We start from the raw sequence: 15,315 nt of genomic DNA, 5'->3' as shown, positions 1-15,315 counted from the left end.
TGCCGAGGGGCGCCGCCCCAAGGCGCCGCGCGCCCGACCCCGGGATAGTTGGACCCAGAAGAAAGGGCTTTCGCCCTTGAACCTGCGGGGGCGGCGCTCTTAGCTGTCCCCCAAGAAGAAAGAACATGGAGACACGCGATGACCCCTCGGCCCGTTTTTGATGCACATGCCGCCGCCGGCGGCAAGAACCTGGGCGACCTGCCGGAATGGGATCTGAGCGATCTCTACCCGGCGCCCGACGCGCCCGAGGTCAAGCGCGACCTCGACTGGCTCGAGGATGCCTGCGCGCGTTTCGCCGCCGACTACGAGGGCAAGCTGGGCACGCTCGACGCCGCCGGTTTCCTCGAGATGATCCGCCGCCACGAGAAGATCGAGGCCGTGGGCGGGCGCATCATGTCTTACGCCGGGCTGCGCTACTACCAGCTGACGGTGGATGCCGAGCGCGCCAAGTTCCTGTCGGACTGCCAGGAGAAGATCACCAATTACACCACGCCGCTGGTGTTCTTCACGCTCGAGCTGAACCGGCTCGACGATGATGTGCTGGATGGGCTCTTTGCCGCCGATCCCGAGCTTGGCCGCTACAAGCCCGCCTTCGACCGCATCCGCGCGATGAAGCCGCACCAGCTTTCGGACGAGATGGAGCATTTCCTGCACGATCTGGGCGTCGTCGGCGACGCCTGGGAGCGGCTGTTTGACGAGACCATCGCCGGGCTGACCTTCGAGGTCGGCGGCGAGGAGATGAGCATCGAGAGCACGCTCAACCTGCTGACCGAGCAGGACCGGTCCAAGCGCGAAGCCGCCGCCCACGAACTGGCGCGCGTGTTCGGCGAGAACATCAAGACCTTTGCCCGGGTGCACAACACCCAGGCCAAGGAAAAGGAAGTGATGGACCGCTGGCGCAAGATGCCCTCGGCACAGCACGCCCGGCACCTCGCCAACGACGTCGAGCCCGAGGTGGTGGAAGCGCTGCGCAACGCCGTGGTCAATGCCTACCCGCGCCTGTCGCACCGCTACTACGAGCTCAAGCGCAAGTGGCTGGGGCTGGACCGGATGCAGGTCTGGGACCGCAACGCGCCGCTGCCGATGGAGAGCGACCGCATTGTCGGCTGGGACGAGGCCGAGAAGACCGTGATGGAGGCCTATGCCGGCTTCGATCCGCGCATGGCCGAGATCGCCGAGCCCTTCTTCAACAAGGGCTGGATCGACGCCGCCGCCAAGCCCGGCAAGGCCCCCGGCGCCTTTGCCCATCCCACGGTCACCGACGCCCACCCCTACGTGCTGCTCAACTACCTCGGCAAGCCACGCGACGTAATGACCCTGGCGCATGAGCTGGGCCACGGCGTGCACCAGGTGCTGGCGGCTGGCCAAGGCGAGATGCTCGCCTCGACGCCGCTGACGCTGGCCGAGACCGCCTCGGTGTTCGGCGAGATGCTGACCTTCCGCGCCATGCTCGCCAAGGCGAAGGATCAGAAGGAACGCAAGGTCATGCTCGCCGGCAAGGTCGAGGACATGATCAACACCGTGGTGCGGCAGATCGCCTTCTACGACTTCGAGTGCAAGCTGCACGAGGCGCGGCGCGGCGGCGAGCTGACGCCAGAGGACATCAACGTTCTGTGGATGTCGGTGCAGGCGCAGAGCCTTGGCGAGGCCTTTGACTTCATGCCGGGCTACGAGACCTTTTGGGCCTACATCCCGCATTTCGTGCACTCGCCCTTCTATGTCTATGCCTACGCCTTCGGCGACGGGCTGGTGAACGCGCTTTACGCGGAATACGAGCAGAACCCCGAAGGCTTCCAGGACAAGTACTTCGACATGCTGAAGGCGGGCGGCTCGAAGCACCACAAGGCGCTGCTCGAGCCCTTCGGCCTCGATGCCACCGACCCGAAGTTCTGGGACAAGGGTCTGTCGATGATCGAGGGCTTCATCGACGAGCTCGAGGCGATGGAAGACTGATCCCAAGACTGTGCTCTGGGGCGGGCCTCGCGGGGCCCGCCCCCTGTTCCAACGGCATTTTCAACATATCATTCCCGAGGCCCGAGAAGGATCCGCCTCATGCTCCCGCCCGACAAACAGCCCCCACAGCCGCGCGTGAAGCGCACGATCAAGGCGCGGATGCAGCGCTTCCTCGTGCACGTGCGTCGGCGCGTGCCGCCAGGCCTGCGCCTCGTGCTGGGGCTGCTGCTGATCTGCGGCGGGATCCTCGGCTTTCTGCCGATCCTGGGTTTCTGGATGATACCGCTCGGCTTCGCCGTGGCGATGCTGGACGTGATGCCGCTTTACCGGCGTGGGCTCGAGCGCGGCAAGAGCCTGCGACGGCGCGAGAACCCGGACCGCACCCCTGCAGAGCGCGACGACGACGATCTCACTTGAGTTGGCTGTCCTTGGAGCCGCGCCGGTTGATGCCTTCGCGCGCCTGAACGGCCCCGTCGCGTTCCTGCTGGCAGTCGATACAGAGCTTCACGCCCGGGATGGCCATGCGGCGCTTCTCGGGGATCGGCTCTTCGCATTCGGCGCAATGTGTCAGGCTCTCGCCCATGGGGCGCCTGCGCGCCTGCATGCGCGCCAGCTCGTCCTTGATGCTGTCCTCGATCTGATCCTGCACCGCTCCGTCGCGGCTCCAGCCTCCGGCCATGGCGTCACCTCCTGCTGAGCTTTGAAGATAGGGTCGACAGACCCGCCCGCCAAGCGCATTTGGCGCCCTGCAATTTTGCACAGGCGGGTGAACGTCCAAGTTCGCCCCGCGACATTGACTTCACGGTAGCGAGACTATCTGTGAACGCAAAGGAGACCTTCCATGCGCATCCTCCCCCTTCTTGCGGTTCTCGCCACCGCTGCCCTGCCCGCCCTCGCCCTGCCCGGCAAGGCCTCCGAGGCCACGGTTTTCGACTCCATCGACGGCGGCACGCTCGATCTGGAAAGCTGGCGCGGCGGCCCGGTTCTTGTGGTCAACACCGCCTCGCGTTGCGGCTTCGCACCGCAGTTCGACGGGCTGCAGACGCTTTACGAACGCTACCGCGATCGCGGACTGGTGGTGCTGGCGGTGCCGTCGAACGATTTCAGGCAGGAGCTGGGAAGCGAAGCCGAGGTGAAGGACTATTGCGAGATCAACTTCGATCTCGACATGCCGATGACCACGATCACCCATGTGACCGGGCACGGTGCGCATCCGTTCTACCGGGAACTGGCCGAGGCGAAGAACTTCGCCCCGTCCTGGAATTTCAACAAGGTGCTGATCGGACCGAACGGCGAATTCGTCGCCGGCTGGGGCAGCACAACCCTGCCCCTCTCCGATCCGATCGTCTCGGAAATCGAGCCTCTGCTCAATTAACCTTCGATGCCCTCGGCATCGGCGGTGAGCAGCGCATAGATCTCATCCTTCAGCGCGGCGCGCTTCTTGCGCAGGTCGGCCTCGGCGAGCCCCTCCATCGGGGTCAGCCCGCTCTCGGCCCCATGCACCTCGCGGTTCACCTCATAGTAACGCTCGGCGAGCGTGGCAAAGTGGCCGCCCTGCTGCTTGAGCTCGGAGATGCGCGCGGCAAACTGCGGGAATTCCTCGGCGAGGGAATGCGGAACATGGGACATGGGCTGAGCCTCCTTCACGTGTCTTGGCCCTGTCTTCGCACGCGCCGCGCGGCCGCTCCTTGATGCGGATCAACATGCCCCGAGGTCATTCCGAGGTGCTCACTGCCGCGCCTTGCGCCACCCGGCCTTGCGCGCCTCTGTCTCGGAGCAGAACCAGCGTTCGCCCTTGGTCACAGTGATGCGCGTGGCCGCGTAGTATTTCTGGCCAGGCACGTGGAAGATGCGCTCGCCCTTTGATGAGACGTTGCCTTTGATCACGCAGCCCTGCGGGGCCGCTGCCACGGCAGCGGAATTCGCGGCGTTGCGGGTCTCGGCGCGGTACTCGGCGGGGCGCCGCACCTCGGAGCCATGCACCCCGACGCCGCGCACCACGGCGCGTTTCTCGTCGAGGTCGTAGTCCAGAGAATACGCGCGATAGGCAAAGGCCAGCCCCTCGGAAACCAGCTCGCGGCCCACGTCCTCGCCGTCGACCGAGCAGCGCGCCACGGCGCGCCCATAGCGGTCCGTGTCCCGCCGGGCACAACTGGCGCGGCGACCCTCGTAGCGGGCGCGGACCTCGGACGTCACCCAGGCGCCGCAGGCCCAGGTCGGCTTCGCTCCGCCACCACAGGTCTGCCCCCGTTCCGGGGCATCGACGCCGAAGAGTCGCACGCGCACATCGCCGACGTCGAAGGTGTCGCCGTCGATCACGCGGATGCGGCCGGTGATCTCCGGCTGCGCCGCCGCCACCGGGGCCGCGACGAGGCTGACCCAGGGTGACGTAAGGGAAACAATAATGAATAAAGCGCTTACGAAGCGTGAACAAAGCCTGATCATCAGGCCAATCTCGACGCATCAAGGGAGGAGGGCAAGGCCGCGCGTTTAATCTTCCTTAAGGCGTGCGCCGCCTGCCACGGTCCCTCTCGGCTCAGGCGTCGAGCGTGCCCAGCAGGTGGTTCTGCGGCAGGCGAGAGACCTCCATGCCCCGCTCGGTGCGGCGCAGTTGGTAGCCGTAGCCCTTCATGCGAAAGCGCCATTCGGCGTCGGAGAGCGCCTTGCCACGCTCCGCCAGCAGGAAGGCCCGGACGTCGTCGAGGTTTTCGGTCAATTGGTTGTTGGCAAACATGGTCACATACCCGGCTAAACTGTTTCACTAGAGGAAACCTTCACGCGGGAATAAGGCCGAAATGCGATGGCCCTGGGGATTTTTCATGTTTTGGAAACGGATTGTTTCAGCGGATTGGGCGCCACCCCACACGCTCAGAACTTCGTATCGGGACCCGAGGGCGTCACCCGACGCTTCAGCATCGCCTCGCGCAGGGTGATGAAGAGCACCGAGCCGATGATCACCAGCCCGCCGCCAACCACGAAGGGATCGACGGGCTCGGCGAAGAACAGCGCCCCGATGGCCACCGACCAGACCAGCTGCAGGAAGGTGATTGGCTGGGTCACCGTCACCGGCGCGCTGGCGAAGGCGAGCACCATGGCGTAATGCCCCGCCGTGGCAAAGGTGGCGGTGGCCATGAGGATGACGAGATCGCCCCAGCTCGGCCAGACCCAGACCGCAAGCGCGAAGGGGAAAAGCCCCAGCGTCACCGAGATCGACAAGAGCGCCAGCGCGATGGCCGGCGAGAGTTCGTCGGTGATGATCTTGGCGATGAGATAGGAAACGGCGAACATGAGCGACGTGCCGAGCATGGCGAAATGCCCCGGATCAAGCTCGCGGAACCCCGGCCGAAGGATCAGCAGCGCCCCTCCAAGTGCCGCGACGATGGCGAGGATGCGGCGCATTGCCAGCCGCTCGCCCAGCACGAAAACCGCCAGAACTGTCACGTAGATCGGCGTGAGATAGTTCATCGCCGTGACCTCGGCGAGCGGGATGCGGGCCATGGCGAAGAACCAGCAGATCACCCCAAGCGTCTGCGCGCCGCCGCGCAGCGCCGAGAGCCGCCACTGGCGCGGGGTCATCCGCAGTTCGCGCAGCGCCTTCCACATGGGGATCAGGAAGACCAGTCCGAGGAGGTAGCGCAGAAAGGCCGACTCCGCTGCCGGCACCCGGCCGTGCAGCAGCTTGACCGTGACCGTGACGCCGACGAAGCAAAGCCCCGTGACGACCATGAAAAGGATGCCCCGGACCGGGTTCGCTTGCGTGGTGTTCATAGGGGCTTTGGTAGCGCGCCCTGCGCCGGGCGCAAGGGTCCGCGCTCAGCCGATCAGCAGTTTCGCCGCGATGAGCCACATGGTCAGCCCGATCCCCAGGTCGAGCACGCGCCAAGCCAACGGTCGTGCAAAGACCGGCGCCAGCAGCCGCGCGCCGAAGCCGAGCGCAAAGAAAAAGCACAGGGACGCGCTCACGGCGCCGAGCCCGAAGTGTAGCCGGTTCTCATACTGGGACGACACCGCCCCCAGCAGCATCACCGTGTCGAGATAGACGTGGGGGTTGAGCCAGGTCAGCGCGAGGCAGGTGAGCAGCGCGCGCCGAAGGCTGCCGTTGCCCGGGTCGCGCTCGGCCCGCAGCGCCGCGCCACCGCGCCAGGCGGCAAGCAGGGTGCGCGCGCCGTACCATGTCAGAAAGGCGGCGCCGAGCCAGCGCATCACGGTCTCGAGCCCCGGCAGCTGGCTTGCCAGCAGTCCAAGGCCCGCGACGCCTGCGGCGATCAGCACCGCATCCGACAGCGCGCAGACCAGCACCACCGCCAGCACATGCTCGCGCCGCAGCCCCTGCCGCAGCACGAACGCATTCTGCGCCCCGATCGCCACGATCAGCGAAAGTCCCAGAGCAAACCCAGCGGTGGCTGCCTGCATGGTTCGGTCTCCATCTTCGTTGTCCGGAGGCCGGGCTATCACGCAGGGCCGATCAAAGACTAGTTAAAGAAATTGACCCTGATTAAGATACGCTAATGCAGTACGACCCCTCTCAACTGGCCGCTCTGGAAGCGGTGCTGCGGCTCGGCAGCTTCGATGCCGCCGCGCGCGCGCTTTCGGTGACGCCCTCGGCGATCTCGCAGCGCATCAAGGCGCTCGAGGATCGCGCCGGGGCGGCGCTGGTGATCCGCGCCACCCCCTGCACCGCCACCCCCGCCGGAGCGCGGCTGGCGCGCCATGCTTCGGAGGTGGCGTTGCTCGAGGCTGCGCTGGCACGCGATCTCGGCCAGCCGGCACCGCAAGCGCGGCTGCGGCTGGCGGTCAACGCCGACAGCCTTGGCACCTGGTTCCTGCCCGCGCTGGTCGGGCGCGACATGCTCTTCGACATCGTGGTGGATGATCAGGCCTTCTCGGCCGACTGGCTGCGGCGGGGCGAGGTCTCGGCGGCGATTTGCGACCATGCCCGCCCGGTGCAGGGCTGCGACGCGGTACCACTGGGGCGGATGCGCTATGTTGCGACCTGCGCGCCCGATTTCCGGGACCGGTATTTTTCCAAAGGGGTCACGGCCGAGACCCTTTCGCGCGCGCCGCTGCTGCAGTTCGACGGCAAGGACGCGCTGCAGCACCACTGGCTGCGCCGGGTCACCGGGCAGGCGCTGCTGCCGCCCACGCACCGCCTGCCCTCGACCCAGGGCTTCGTCGAGGCCGCGCGGCTGGGGATCGGCTGGGGTCTGAACCCGGAGTTCCTTGCGGCACCGCTGCTGTCCTCGGGCGCACTGGTTGCCATGCGCCCGGGCGTGCCTGAGGACATCTTCCTGACCTGGCAGGTGAACCGGCTGGTGGCCGCGGCGCTGGCGCCGTTGACACGCGCCGTTCGGGCGCAGGCACGTCAGTCTCTGCTGCCGCCCTGACCGTTTTCGACCTCGCGCAGGCCAGCGGCGATGACCCCGCCAATCAGGCTCAGCGCCGCGAAACCCGCCAGTGCCGCCACCGGGCCGAGGATGGCCAGCGCCCCGCCAAGCGCGCCGGTCACCAGCAGCAGCCCGCCGATGAGCGTATTGGCGAGCGCAGCATAGCTCGCGCGCCCCTCCTCGGGAGCCATGTCGACAAGGTAGGTCGAGCGGCCCTGCCTGACCCCCTGCCAGGAGATCAGCAGCGCGAAGAGCAGCAGCGGTGTGACCCATATCGGCCCCGTCCAGCCGAGCAGCGCCGCCACCACCGCCAGCGCCATGGCGCCAGCCCCGGCGAAGCCCGAGAGCATCAGAACGCGGCGCGACGAGCGGTCCGCCATCCGGCCCCACACCCAGCTCGACAGGAAGCCGGCCAGCGCCGAGGCCAGGACCATGGCGCCAAGCTTCTGCAATGCGCCGCCGCCGTCGTCGAGCAGCACGAGATAGGGCGGCGCCAGCGAGGTCACGGTCAGCGCCCCCCGGCAGGCGATGAAGCGGCGGAACTGCGGGTCTTCGCGCAGCGGTGAGAGGTCGATGGCAGCGGCCGTCTCATCGGGGTCGCTGTCCTTTTCTTCCAGCGTCGCGAAGAGCGCCGCCGCTCCGAGCCAGAGCGCCGCAGCAAGGGCGATCGCCGCGGCGACGGGCGGCACGTCCTGCACCGCGCCCGACAGGAGCAGCAGCGCAAAGACCAGAACCCCCGCCGAGGCGACCGAGCCCGCCGTGCCGGTGATCGAGCCGCGGCGGGTCTTCGAGACGGTCTTGCCAAGCACGTCCTTGTAGCTGACCGAAGCGGCGGCGCGGGACAGCGCAAGCACCGCCAGCAGTGCGCAGAGCGCGAGACCCGCCGCCATGCCCTGCAGCGTCAGGGCAACGACGACCATGCCCGCTGCCGCGAGCCCCTGCCCGATCGAGCCCGCCACCCAGATCCACTTACGCTGGCGGCTGCGCCGGACCACGCCCGCCAGCAGGAGCTGCGGCAGAAGCGCCCCCGCCTCGCGGATCGGGACCAGCAGGCCGGAGACGGCGGCAGGCGCGCCGAGCGCCTGCGCCAGCCAGGTGAGCACCAGTTTCGGATTCAGAAGGCCGTCGGCGAGCTTGGTCATCGACAGCGATCCGACATGGCGCAGCCCGTTGCGGGCCTCGGACCTTGGCGCGCCGTCAGCGCCTTCGGTCAAGGTGTCATAGATCTGCGTCTCGTCGATATGGGTCATGCGCCTGCCGTTTCTCGTCTGCCGGGGGGTCCGGCAGGGAAACGCCGCGGCGTGGCGGCAGGTTCCCGCGCCGGTCTCGCCCCGCGCGCAAGCTCGGCGGAAGAGGCCAGAACACCGGTCCTTTCGCGGGGCCTCCGGGGTCGTTCGGTGATCTCGATCATCCGGCGCGTCGGTTCGGGCACGCAGCGGAGCGGAGCGGAGAGAATGAGGGCACGCATAGTCCTCAAAGACATGGCATTCACTTTGCCCAAAGATTGGGCAGAGCGCACTTCAAGAGCGGCGCTCTAGCGACTATTCGATGCGCGGCTTTGACAGGCTTCCGCGCCGAGGGTGCCTTACCTGGGCGCCGAGGTTGGCAAACCGCCGCGAGTCTTTCGCGGCAGCTGAAAACCCACGAAGAAAGGGCAAGAGCCGCACAATGACACTTGATCTCATCATCCGCGACGCGCGGCTTTCGGACGGTGCAGCGCCGGTCGATATCGGCCTCGCGCAGGGGCGGATCGCGACCATCGGGGCGGGCCTCGCCAGCGACGCCCCCACGCTCGATGCGCAAGGTGGCCTGGCCTTCCGCGGCTTTGCCGACAGCCACCTGCACCTCGACAAGGCCTGCATTCTCGAGCGCGCGGTGAACCGGACCGGCGATCTCAAGGGTGCGCTGACGGCAGTGACGGCAGCCAAAAGGGACTTCACCACCGAGGACGTCTACGCGCGCGGGGCGCGGGTTCTGGAGCAGGCGATCGGCCAGGGCACCACGCTGATCCGCACGCAGGTCGAGATCGATCCGGTGATCGGGCTCGCGGGCTTCGAGGCGGTCAGGCAGTTGAAGAGGGACTATTCCTGGGCGCTCGACCTGCAGATCTGCGTCTTCCCGCAAGAGGGCCTGCTGAATTATCCCGGCACCGAGGAGCTGCTGCGGGCGGCCTTGGCGGCGGGGGCAGACCTGCTCGGCGGCTGTCCCTATACCGACACCGACCCGGAGGGGCAGATTGCGCGGCTCTTCGAGATGGCGCGCGCGTTCGGTGTCGACCTTGATTTCCACCTCGATTTCGACCTCGACACCAGCTGGCGGCATCTCGACGAGGTGGCCCGGCAGACCATCCCTTTTGGCATGCAGGGGCGCGTGGCAATCGGCCATGTGACCAAGCTGTCGATGCTTCCCCCCGCCGCGCTGGCGCAGAGCGTGGCGCTGCTGCAGGACGCGGGGATCGCGCTCACCGTCTTGCCGGCGACCGACCTTTTCATCACCGGGCGCGGGCATGACCACGCGGTGCCGCGGGGCGTGGCGCCGGCGCATCGGTTCCACGCTGCTGGGGTGTGCTGCACCGTGGCGACCAACAACGTGCTCAACCCCTTTACCCCTTACGGCGATTGCTCGCTGCCTCGGATGGCCAACCTCTTTGCCAACGTCGCGCAGCTTGGCAGCGCCGAGGAGCTGACTGCCTGTTTCGAGATGGTCAGCAGCGCACCCTTCCGGCTTCTTGGCGTGTCCGACCGGATCGAGGTCGGCGGCCCGGCCGATCTGGTGCTGCTGCCCTGCGAGAGCCGCGCCTCTGCCGTGGCGGAAATCCGGCGGCCGGTCTGGGGATTGCGTGGGGGGCGGATGACGTTCGAAGCGCCCGCGCCGAGGATTTTGCGGCCCTGACAGCCGTTCGCTGGCCGCGCACGCCCCCGCGGCTTCCGCGCGGCTCCAAGCACGCTGGCAGCGCCCTCTCGTCATGCCTGCCTCCCCGCCGCTTGACACCCCTTGCCCCGAGGGCCACAAGGCGGCACGACATATAACCCGCAACCGGGCGTTCCGTGGGCGCCAGACCGACGAGGAGACTAGGCCTATGAGCCAGATTTCCCTGACATTCCCCGATGGCAATGCGCGCGAGTTCGACAAGGGCGTGACCCCTGCCGACGTGGCCGCAGCCATTTCCAAGAGCCTTTCGAAAAAGGCCATCTCCGCCACCGTGAACGGCGCGCATTGGGACCTTCAGTGGCCCATCGAGGCCGACAGCACGATCGCGATCCACACGCTGCAGGACGAGGACCAGGCGCTCGAGCTGATCCGCCACGACCTCGCCCACGTGATGGCGCGCGCGGTGCAGGAGATCTGGCCCGACACCAAGGTCACCATTGGCCCGGTCACCGACCAAGGCTGGTTCTACGACTTCGACCGCGCCGAACCCTTCACCCCCGAAGACCTCGGCCTGATCGAGGCGAAGATGAAAGAGATCATCAACGCCCGCGACGAGGTGAAGACCGAGATCTGGGACCGCGACCGCGCCCGCAAGTTCTATGAAGACAGCGGCGAGGGCTACAAGGTCGAGCTGGTGGACCGCATCCCCGCGGATGCGCCGATCCGCATGTACTGGCACGGCGACTGGCAGGATCTCTGCCGTGGCCCGCACCTTCAGAACACCGGCCAGCTGCCGTCGGATGCCTTCAAGCTGATGGGCGTCTCGGGGGCCTATTGGTTCGGCGACGTCTCGCGCCCGATGCTGCAGCGGATCACCGGCGTGGCCTTCCGCAACCGCGACGAGCTGAAGAAGTACCTCAACTTCCTCGAGGAGGCGGCCAAGCGCGACCACCGCAAGCTGGGCCGCGAGATGGATCTCTTTCACCTCCAGCCGGAAGCGCCGGGGCAGATTTTCTGGCATCCCAACGGCTGGAAAATCTACACCACGCTGCAGGACTACATGCGCCGCCGGCAGGAGCGTGACGGCTACGTCGAAGTCAACACGCCGCAGGTCGTTGACCGCAAGCTCTGGGAAAAGTCCGGGCACTGGGACAACTACCAGGAGAATATGTTCATCGTTGAAGTCGACGAAGAGCATGCCCGCGAGAAGGCGATCAACGCGCTCAAGCCGATGAACTGCCCCTGCCACGTGCAGGTGTTCAACCAGGGCCTGAAGTCCTACCGCGACCTGCCGCTGCGCATGGCCGAGTTCGGTTCGTGCAACCGCTACGAGCCCTCGGGCGCGCTGCACGGCATCATGCGGGTGCGCGGCTTCACCCAGGACGACGCGCATATCTTCTGCACCGACGATCAGATCGAGGCGGAAACCAAGAAGTTCATCGAGTTCCTCGCCTCGATCTACGCCGATCTGGGCTTCGAGAACTGGACGATCAAGCTCTCCACCCGCCCGGAGAAGCGCATCGGCTCGGACGAGAGCTGGGACCGCGTCGAAGCGGCGCTTGGCGATGCCTGCCGTGCCGCGGGCTACGAGTATGAGATCCAGGAGGGCGAAGGCGCCTTCTACGGTCCCAAGCTCGAGTTCACCCTGACCGATGCGATCGGCCGGGACTGGCAGTGCGGCACGCTGCAGGTCGATCCCAACCTGCCCGAGCGTCTTGATGCGAGCTTCATCGGCCAGGACGGCGAGAAGCACCGCCCGGTCATGCTGCACCGCGCCGTGCTGGGCTCCTTCGAGCGTTTCATCGGTATCCTGATCGAGGAACACGCCGGCAAGCTGCCCTTCTGGCTCGCGCCGCGGCAGGTCGTTGTCGCCTCGATCACCTCGGAGGCGGATGACTACGTGCTCGAGGTCGTCGCAGCGCTCAAGGCCGCCGGCGTGCGGGCCGAGGCCGACACGCGCAACGAGAAGATCAACTACAAGGTCCGCGAGCACTCGGTGGGCAAGGTGCCGATCATCCTCGCCGTGGGCCACCGCGAGGTCGAAGAGCGCACCGTCACCGTGCGCCGTCTCGGCGAGAAGCAGACCGCGGTGCAGAGCCTCGACGAGATCGTCGCTTCGCTGTCGCTGGACGCCACCGCGCCCGACCTACGCTGAGCCGGGTCTCTTGAAAACGAGAAAGCCCCGGGGGATCGCCCGGGGCTTTTTCTTTTTAACCGGGGTTTGGCGGCGTCAGCCCGCCAGAGCCGCCTCGACGTCCTTGGTCCAGCCCAGATACATCGCCTCGCCCGCCACGATCAGCGGCCGCTTCATCAAGGTCGGGTGGTCGGCCAGCAGATCCTTCGCCGGGCGCGCGCGCTGCGCCTCTTCAAGCTCGCGCCATGTGGTCGAGCGGGTGTTCACCAGCTTGTCGCCGAATTCCGCAAGCGCGCTGTCGATCACCTCAACGGGCACACCGTCGGCCCGGACGTCGCGAAACTCGGCCTCGGGCAGGGCTTTCAGCGCCTTTCGGCAGGTATCACACGTTTTCAGCCCGTATATCAGCATCCGCCATCTCCTTGAACTCTTGGGGCACTATTTATTGCCTAACGCCGCGACTGCGAAGCGTTTCTCTTGATTTTTGCAGGCACCGTGCAACTCTTGGCCCGTGACCTTCGATGATCAGAGCCGGAAAGCCTCGATTTTACCGCGTTTTCGACCGGGACAGGCATTCCTCCCGCTGAGAGGCGAATGTGACGCGGCGCCCGCATTACGGGTAGAAACAGGAAAGTTGGAAGGAGCACGGACACATGCCGAGCGGCACCGTGAAATGGTTCAATACCACCAAAGGCTACGGCTTCATCGCGCCCGAAGAGGGGGGCAAGGATGTCTTCGTTCATATCTCGGCCGTCGAACGTTCGGGGCTTACCGGCCTCGCGGACAATCAGAAAGTGAGCTACGAGCTCAAGGAAGGCCGCGATGGACGCATGATGGCGTCCGATCTGAAAACACTTTAATAACAAAATCTTACATCGCATGACCCCACCCCACCCGGGGTTGGGTCCCCGCGGGGGTGTACCCGCACACGTCAGCCCGTAGCGGGACTGGCGACAGCCGGCGTTGCAGTCCGGCGCACCGTCATCGCGATTGCAGGCGCCGCGCCTCCTGCCCCGCCAAGCGGATCAGGTCTGTCATGAAGGGTTTATCCAGATCCTCGGTGCGGGTCGCGGCGTAGAGGTGCCGGGTGATCCCCGCCTCGGTCAATGGCCGGGTGATGTAATCGGAATTGTATTTCACTTCGCGCACAACCCAATCGGGCAAAACCGCGACACCACGATTCGAGGCAACCAAAAGCAGAATCACCGCTGTCAGCTCGACTTGGCGAATCGCCGCCGGTTCGACCTTCGCCGGGGACAGCAATTGCGAGAATATATCGAGCCGCGCCCGATCCACCGGATAGGTGATCAGCGTCTCGCCGCGGAAGTCCTGCGCCTCGATCCAGGGCTTTCCGGCCAGCGGGTGCGAGGCCGCCGCGACGAAAACCGGGTGATACTCAAAGAGCGGCGTGAACGTGACGCCGGGCAGATCCTCGGGATCGGACGAGATCACCACGTCGACCTCTTCCTTCATCAGCGCCGGCAGCGCGTCGAAGGCGAGCCCCGGGCGGATGTCCACGTCGACATCGCCCCAGCTCTTGCGGAAGCTCTCGAGCACCGGGAACAGCCATTCGAAACAGGCGTGACATTCGATGGCGATATGCAGCCGCCCGGCCGAGCCCGCGCGCAACCCGTCGAACTCGGCCATCGCCGCCTCGACCTGCGGCAGCACCTGGTCGGCGAGGCGCAGCAGGCGCAGACCCGCCGCCGAGAGCTTCATCGGCTTGGACCGGCGCACGAAAAGCTCGACCCCGGCCTGATCCTCGAGCCCCTTGATCTGGTGAGAGAGGGCCGATTGCGTTATGTTGAGCTGATCTGCCGCACGCGCGAGACCACCGGCCTCGTGGATGGCCTTGATCGTGCGCAGGTGACGAAACTCGATATGCATCCCAGTGTTCGCCTCATGTTGTTCTTGAGGAGTATGAGTTTGTCTCACAAAGGTTCCTGTGTCACAAGGACCGAAATCCAAACTCGGAGTCCCGGCCAATGACGCGCCCCGACATCTCTTTCGAATTCTTCCCGCCCCGCAACATCGAGGCGACCTTCCGGCTGTGGGACACGGTGCAGGCGCTCTCGCCGCTCGGTCCGCGCTTCGTGTCGGTCACCTATGGCGCCGGCGGCACCACCCGCGAGCTGACCCGTGACGTCGTCGCCACCCTGCACAAGAACTCCGGCCTCAAGGTCGCGGCGCATCTGACCTGCGTCGACGCGACCCGCGAGGAAACGCTGGCCATCGCGCGCCAGTTCAAGGAGGCCGGCGTGAACGACATCGTCGCGCTCCGGGGCGATCCGCCCAAGGGCGCCAGCGGCTTCACCCCCCACCCCGAGGGCTTCAACTCGTCCGTGGAGCTGATCGAGGCGCTGCGCGAGGCGGGCGACTTCACCATCCGCGTCGGGGCCTATCCCGACAAGCACCCCGAGGCGCCTTCGGCCACCGCCGATGTTGAGTACCTCAAGCGCAAGTTCGACGCCGGCGCGTCCGAGGCGCTGACCCAGTTCTTCTTCGAGGCCGAGAGCTTCTTCCGCTTCCGCGACGCCTGCGAGAAGGCCGGCATCGACAAGCCCATCGTGCCGGGCATCCTGCCGATCGAGAACTGGAAAGGCGCGCGCCGCTTCGCCGAAGCCACCGGCACCAAGATCCCCGCCTGGGTGATCGAGGCCTTCGAGAAGGCCGAGCGCGACGACCGGCAGGACCTGCTGGCGACCGCCATGTGCACCGAGCTCTGCAACGAGCTGCTGGAGGGCGGCGTCGAGAAGCTGCACTTCTACACGCTCAACCGCCCCGAGCTCACGCGCGACGTATGCCACGCGCTCGGCGTGGTGCCGGACAGCAAGCTCGAGAACGTGGCCTAAGCGCGCCCGGCGCACGATAACGCCAAGATCACGCGATGTGCGCCGGTCCGTTGTTCCGGGCCGGCGCTGCTTTTTCTGCCCCCCGAAACCGTCGCACGCCGAGACGCGCGATGGCGTTGCC

The 15,315-nt window shown here is 66.5% G+C and carries 17 protein-coding genes; 8 read left to right on the top strand and 9 right to left on the bottom strand.

Features of this window, described 5'->3' with window-relative positions:
• Positions 1 to 138: 138 nt before the first annotated feature.
• Positions 139 to 1,953: a M3 family oligoendopeptidase gene (locus CEW88_RS05615; RefSeq protein WP_108965072.1), complete on the top strand. Its 1,815-nt coding sequence runs from the start codon at positions 139 to 141 to the stop codon at positions 1,951 to 1,953.
• Between the two features lie 99 nt (positions 1,954 to 2,052).
• Positions 2,053 to 2,370, top strand: a complete 318-nt coding sequence (locus CEW88_RS24860; protein WP_108965071.1) for a hypothetical protein — start codon at positions 2,053 to 2,055, stop codon at positions 2,368 to 2,370.
• Here CEW88_RS24860 and CEW88_RS05605 read toward each other — a convergent pair.
• On the bottom strand, positions 2,363 to 2,632 hold the full coding sequence (locus CEW88_RS05605) for a DksA/TraR family C4-type zinc finger protein (protein ID WP_108965070.1): 270 nt from the start codon (positions 2,630 to 2,632) through the stop codon (positions 2,363 to 2,365). The two genes, CEW88_RS24860 and CEW88_RS05605, sit on opposite strands and share 8 nt — an antisense overlap.
• A gap of 162 nt (positions 2,633 to 2,794) precedes the next feature.
• On the opposite strand from CEW88_RS05605, the gene CEW88_RS05600 reads away from it, so the two are divergent.
• On the top strand, positions 2,795 to 3,328 hold the full coding sequence (locus tag CEW88_RS05600) for a glutathione peroxidase (RefSeq protein WP_108965069.1): 534 nt from the start codon (positions 2,795 to 2,797) through the stop codon (positions 3,326 to 3,328).
• On the opposite strand, the gene CEW88_RS05595 is transcribed toward CEW88_RS05600, so the two are convergent.
• The 5 genes from CEW88_RS05595 to CEW88_RS05575 all read right to left on the bottom strand — a co-directional run bounded on the left by CEW88_RS05595 (position 3,325) and on the right by CEW88_RS05575 (position 6,366).
• A complete protein-coding gene (locus CEW88_RS05595; RefSeq protein WP_108965068.1) occupies positions 3,325 to 3,582 on the bottom strand; it encodes a YdcH family protein in 258 nt (85 codons plus the stop codon). The two genes, CEW88_RS05600 and CEW88_RS05595, sit on opposite strands and share 4 nt — an antisense overlap.
• A gap of 99 nt (positions 3,583 to 3,681) precedes the next feature.
• Positions 3,682 to 4,398, bottom strand: coding sequence for a thermonuclease family protein (locus CEW88_RS05590; RefSeq protein WP_108965067.1), 717 nt, complete (start codon positions 4,396 to 4,398; stop codon positions 3,682 to 3,684).
• Positions 4,399 to 4,489: 91 nt separating this feature from the next.
• A complete protein-coding gene (locus CEW88_RS05585) occupies positions 4,490 to 4,687 on the bottom strand; it encodes a hypothetical protein (protein ID WP_108965066.1) in 198 nt (65 codons plus the stop codon).
• A gap of 134 nt (positions 4,688 to 4,821) precedes the next feature.
• Positions 4,822 to 5,721, bottom strand: coding sequence for a DMT family transporter (locus CEW88_RS05580; protein ID WP_235940274.1), 900 nt, complete (start codon positions 5,719 to 5,721; stop codon positions 4,822 to 4,824).
• A 45-nt stretch (positions 5,722 to 5,766) separates the two neighbouring features.
• Positions 5,767 to 6,366 carry a LysE/ArgO family amino acid transporter gene (locus tag CEW88_RS05575; RefSeq protein WP_108965065.1) on the bottom strand — a complete coding sequence of 200 codons (600 nt, stop codon included), beginning with the start codon at positions 6,364 to 6,366 and terminating at the stop codon, positions 5,767 to 5,769.
• 95 nt (positions 6,367 to 6,461) lie between these two features.
• Between CEW88_RS05575 and CEW88_RS05570 the strand changes: the two genes are divergently transcribed.
• Positions 6,462 to 7,337 carry a LysR family transcriptional regulator ArgP gene (locus CEW88_RS05570; protein ID WP_108965064.1) on the top strand — a complete coding sequence of 292 codons (876 nt, stop codon included), beginning with the start codon at positions 6,462 to 6,464 and terminating at the stop codon, positions 7,335 to 7,337.
• Here CEW88_RS05570 and CEW88_RS05565 read toward each other — a convergent pair.
• Positions 7,316 to 8,587: an MFS transporter gene (locus CEW88_RS05565; RefSeq protein WP_108965063.1), complete on the bottom strand. Its 1,272-nt coding sequence runs from the start codon at positions 8,585 to 8,587 to the stop codon at positions 7,316 to 7,318. The genes CEW88_RS05570 and CEW88_RS05565 overlap by 22 nt on opposite strands.
• Before the next feature lie 418 nt (positions 8,588 to 9,005).
• Between CEW88_RS05565 and CEW88_RS05560 the strand changes: the two genes are divergently transcribed.
• Both CEW88_RS05560 and thrS read left to right on the top strand, forming a co-directional pair.
• Positions 9,006 to 10,229, top strand: a complete 1,224-nt coding sequence (locus CEW88_RS05560; protein WP_108965062.1) for an amidohydrolase family protein — start codon at positions 9,006 to 9,008, stop codon at positions 10,227 to 10,229.
• Positions 10,230 to 10,416: 187 nt separating this feature from the next.
• On the top strand, positions 10,417 to 12,363 hold the full coding sequence (gene thrS, locus CEW88_RS05555) for a threonine--tRNA ligase (RefSeq protein WP_108965061.1): 1,947 nt from the start codon (positions 10,417 to 10,419) through the stop codon (positions 12,361 to 12,363).
• Between the two features lie 75 nt (positions 12,364 to 12,438).
• On the opposite strand, the gene CEW88_RS05550 is transcribed toward thrS, so the two are convergent.
• Positions 12,439 to 12,753 carry an arsenate reductase family protein gene (locus CEW88_RS05550; RefSeq protein WP_108965060.1) on the bottom strand — a complete coding sequence of 105 codons (315 nt, stop codon included), beginning with the start codon at positions 12,751 to 12,753 and terminating at the stop codon, positions 12,439 to 12,441.
• A gap of 242 nt (positions 12,754 to 12,995) precedes the next feature.
• Between CEW88_RS05550 and CEW88_RS05545 the strand changes: the two genes are divergently transcribed.
• Positions 12,996 to 13,202: a cold-shock protein gene (locus CEW88_RS05545; protein ID WP_008885598.1), complete on the top strand. Its 207-nt coding sequence runs from the start codon at positions 12,996 to 12,998 to the stop codon at positions 13,200 to 13,202.
• 121 nt (positions 13,203 to 13,323) lie between these two features.
• Here CEW88_RS05545 and CEW88_RS05540 read toward each other — a convergent pair whose 3' ends face one another.
• On the bottom strand, positions 13,324 to 14,229 hold the full coding sequence (locus CEW88_RS05540) for a LysR family transcriptional regulator (protein ID WP_108965059.1): 906 nt from the start codon (positions 14,227 to 14,229) through the stop codon (positions 13,324 to 13,326).
• A gap of 98 nt (positions 14,230 to 14,327) precedes the next feature.
• On the opposite strand from CEW88_RS05540, the gene metF reads away from it, so the two are divergent.
• Complete coding sequence (gene metF / locus CEW88_RS05535; protein ID WP_108965058.1) at positions 14,328 to 15,194, top strand: methylenetetrahydrofolate reductase [NAD(P)H]; 867 nt, start codon at positions 14,328 to 14,330, stop codon at positions 15,192 to 15,194.
• Positions 15,195 to 15,315 lie beyond the last annotated feature (121 nt).

Origin of the sequence: Alloyangia pacifica, assembly GCF_003111685.1 — a bacterium.
GTDB classification, from domain to species: domain Bacteria; phylum Pseudomonadota; class Alphaproteobacteria; order Rhodobacterales; family Rhodobacteraceae; genus Salipiger; species Salipiger pacificus_A.
Note: the sequence above shows the minus strand (reverse complement) of the source record. Positions and strands in the feature narration are given on the sequence as shown.

What these genes read in the sequence shown, in the direction of transcription:
- CEW88_RS24860 (WP_108965071.1), top strand. Translation starts at nt 2,053, where the DNA reads ATGCTCCCGCCCGACAAACAGCCCCCACAGCCGCGCGTGAAGCGCACG.
- CEW88_RS05595 (WP_108965068.1), bottom strand. Translation starts at nt 3,582, where the DNA reads ATGTCCCATGTTCCGCATTCCCTCGCCGAGGAATTCCCGCAGTTTGCC.
- CEW88_RS05570 (WP_108965064.1), top strand. Translation starts at nt 6,462, where the DNA reads ATGCAGTACGACCCCTCTCAACTGGCCGCTCTGGAAGCGGTGCTGCGG.
- CEW88_RS05585 (WP_108965066.1), bottom strand. Translation starts at nt 4,687, where the DNA reads ATGTTTGCCAACAACCAATTGACCGAAAACCTCGACGACGTCCGGGCC.
- CEW88_RS05545 (WP_008885598.1), top strand. Translation starts at nt 12,996, where the DNA reads ATGCCGAGCGGCACCGTGAAATGGTTCAATACCACCAAAGGCTACGGC.
- metF (WP_108965058.1), top strand. Translation starts at nt 14,328, where the DNA reads ATGACGCGCCCCGACATCTCTTTCGAATTCTTCCCGCCCCGCAACATC.
- CEW88_RS05565 (WP_108965063.1), bottom strand. Translation starts at nt 8,587, where the DNA reads ATGACCCATATCGACGAGACGCAGATCTATGACACCTTGACCGAAGGC.
- CEW88_RS05615 (WP_108965072.1), top strand. Translation starts at nt 139, where the DNA reads ATGACCCCTCGGCCCGTTTTTGATGCACATGCCGCCGCCGGCGGCAAG.
- CEW88_RS05580 (WP_235940274.1), bottom strand. Translation starts at nt 5,721, where the DNA reads ATGAACACCACGCAAGCGAACCCGGTCCGGGGCATCCTTTTCATGGTC.
- CEW88_RS05560 (WP_108965062.1), top strand. Translation starts at nt 9,006, where the DNA reads ATGACACTTGATCTCATCATCCGCGACGCGCGGCTTTCGGACGGTGCA.
- CEW88_RS05540 (WP_108965059.1), bottom strand. Translation starts at nt 14,229, where the DNA reads ATGCATATCGAGTTTCGTCACCTGCGCACGATCAAGGCCATCCACGAG.
- CEW88_RS05550 (WP_108965060.1), bottom strand. Translation starts at nt 12,753, where the DNA reads ATGCTGATATACGGGCTGAAAACGTGTGATACCTGCCGAAAGGCGCTG.
- thrS (WP_108965061.1), top strand. Translation starts at nt 10,417, where the DNA reads ATGAGCCAGATTTCCCTGACATTCCCCGATGGCAATGCGCGCGAGTTC.
- CEW88_RS05590 (WP_108965067.1), bottom strand. Translation starts at nt 4,398, where the DNA reads ATGATCAGGCTTTGTTCACGCTTCGTAAGCGCTTTATTCATTATTGTT.
- CEW88_RS05600 (WP_108965069.1), top strand. Translation starts at nt 2,795, where the DNA reads ATGCGCATCCTCCCCCTTCTTGCGGTTCTCGCCACCGCTGCCCTGCCC.
- CEW88_RS05605 (WP_108965070.1), bottom strand. Translation starts at nt 2,632, where the DNA reads ATGGCCGGAGGCTGGAGCCGCGACGGAGCGGTGCAGGATCAGATCGAG.
- CEW88_RS05575 (WP_108965065.1), bottom strand. Translation starts at nt 6,366, where the DNA reads ATGCAGGCAGCCACCGCTGGGTTTGCTCTGGGACTTTCGCTGATCGTG.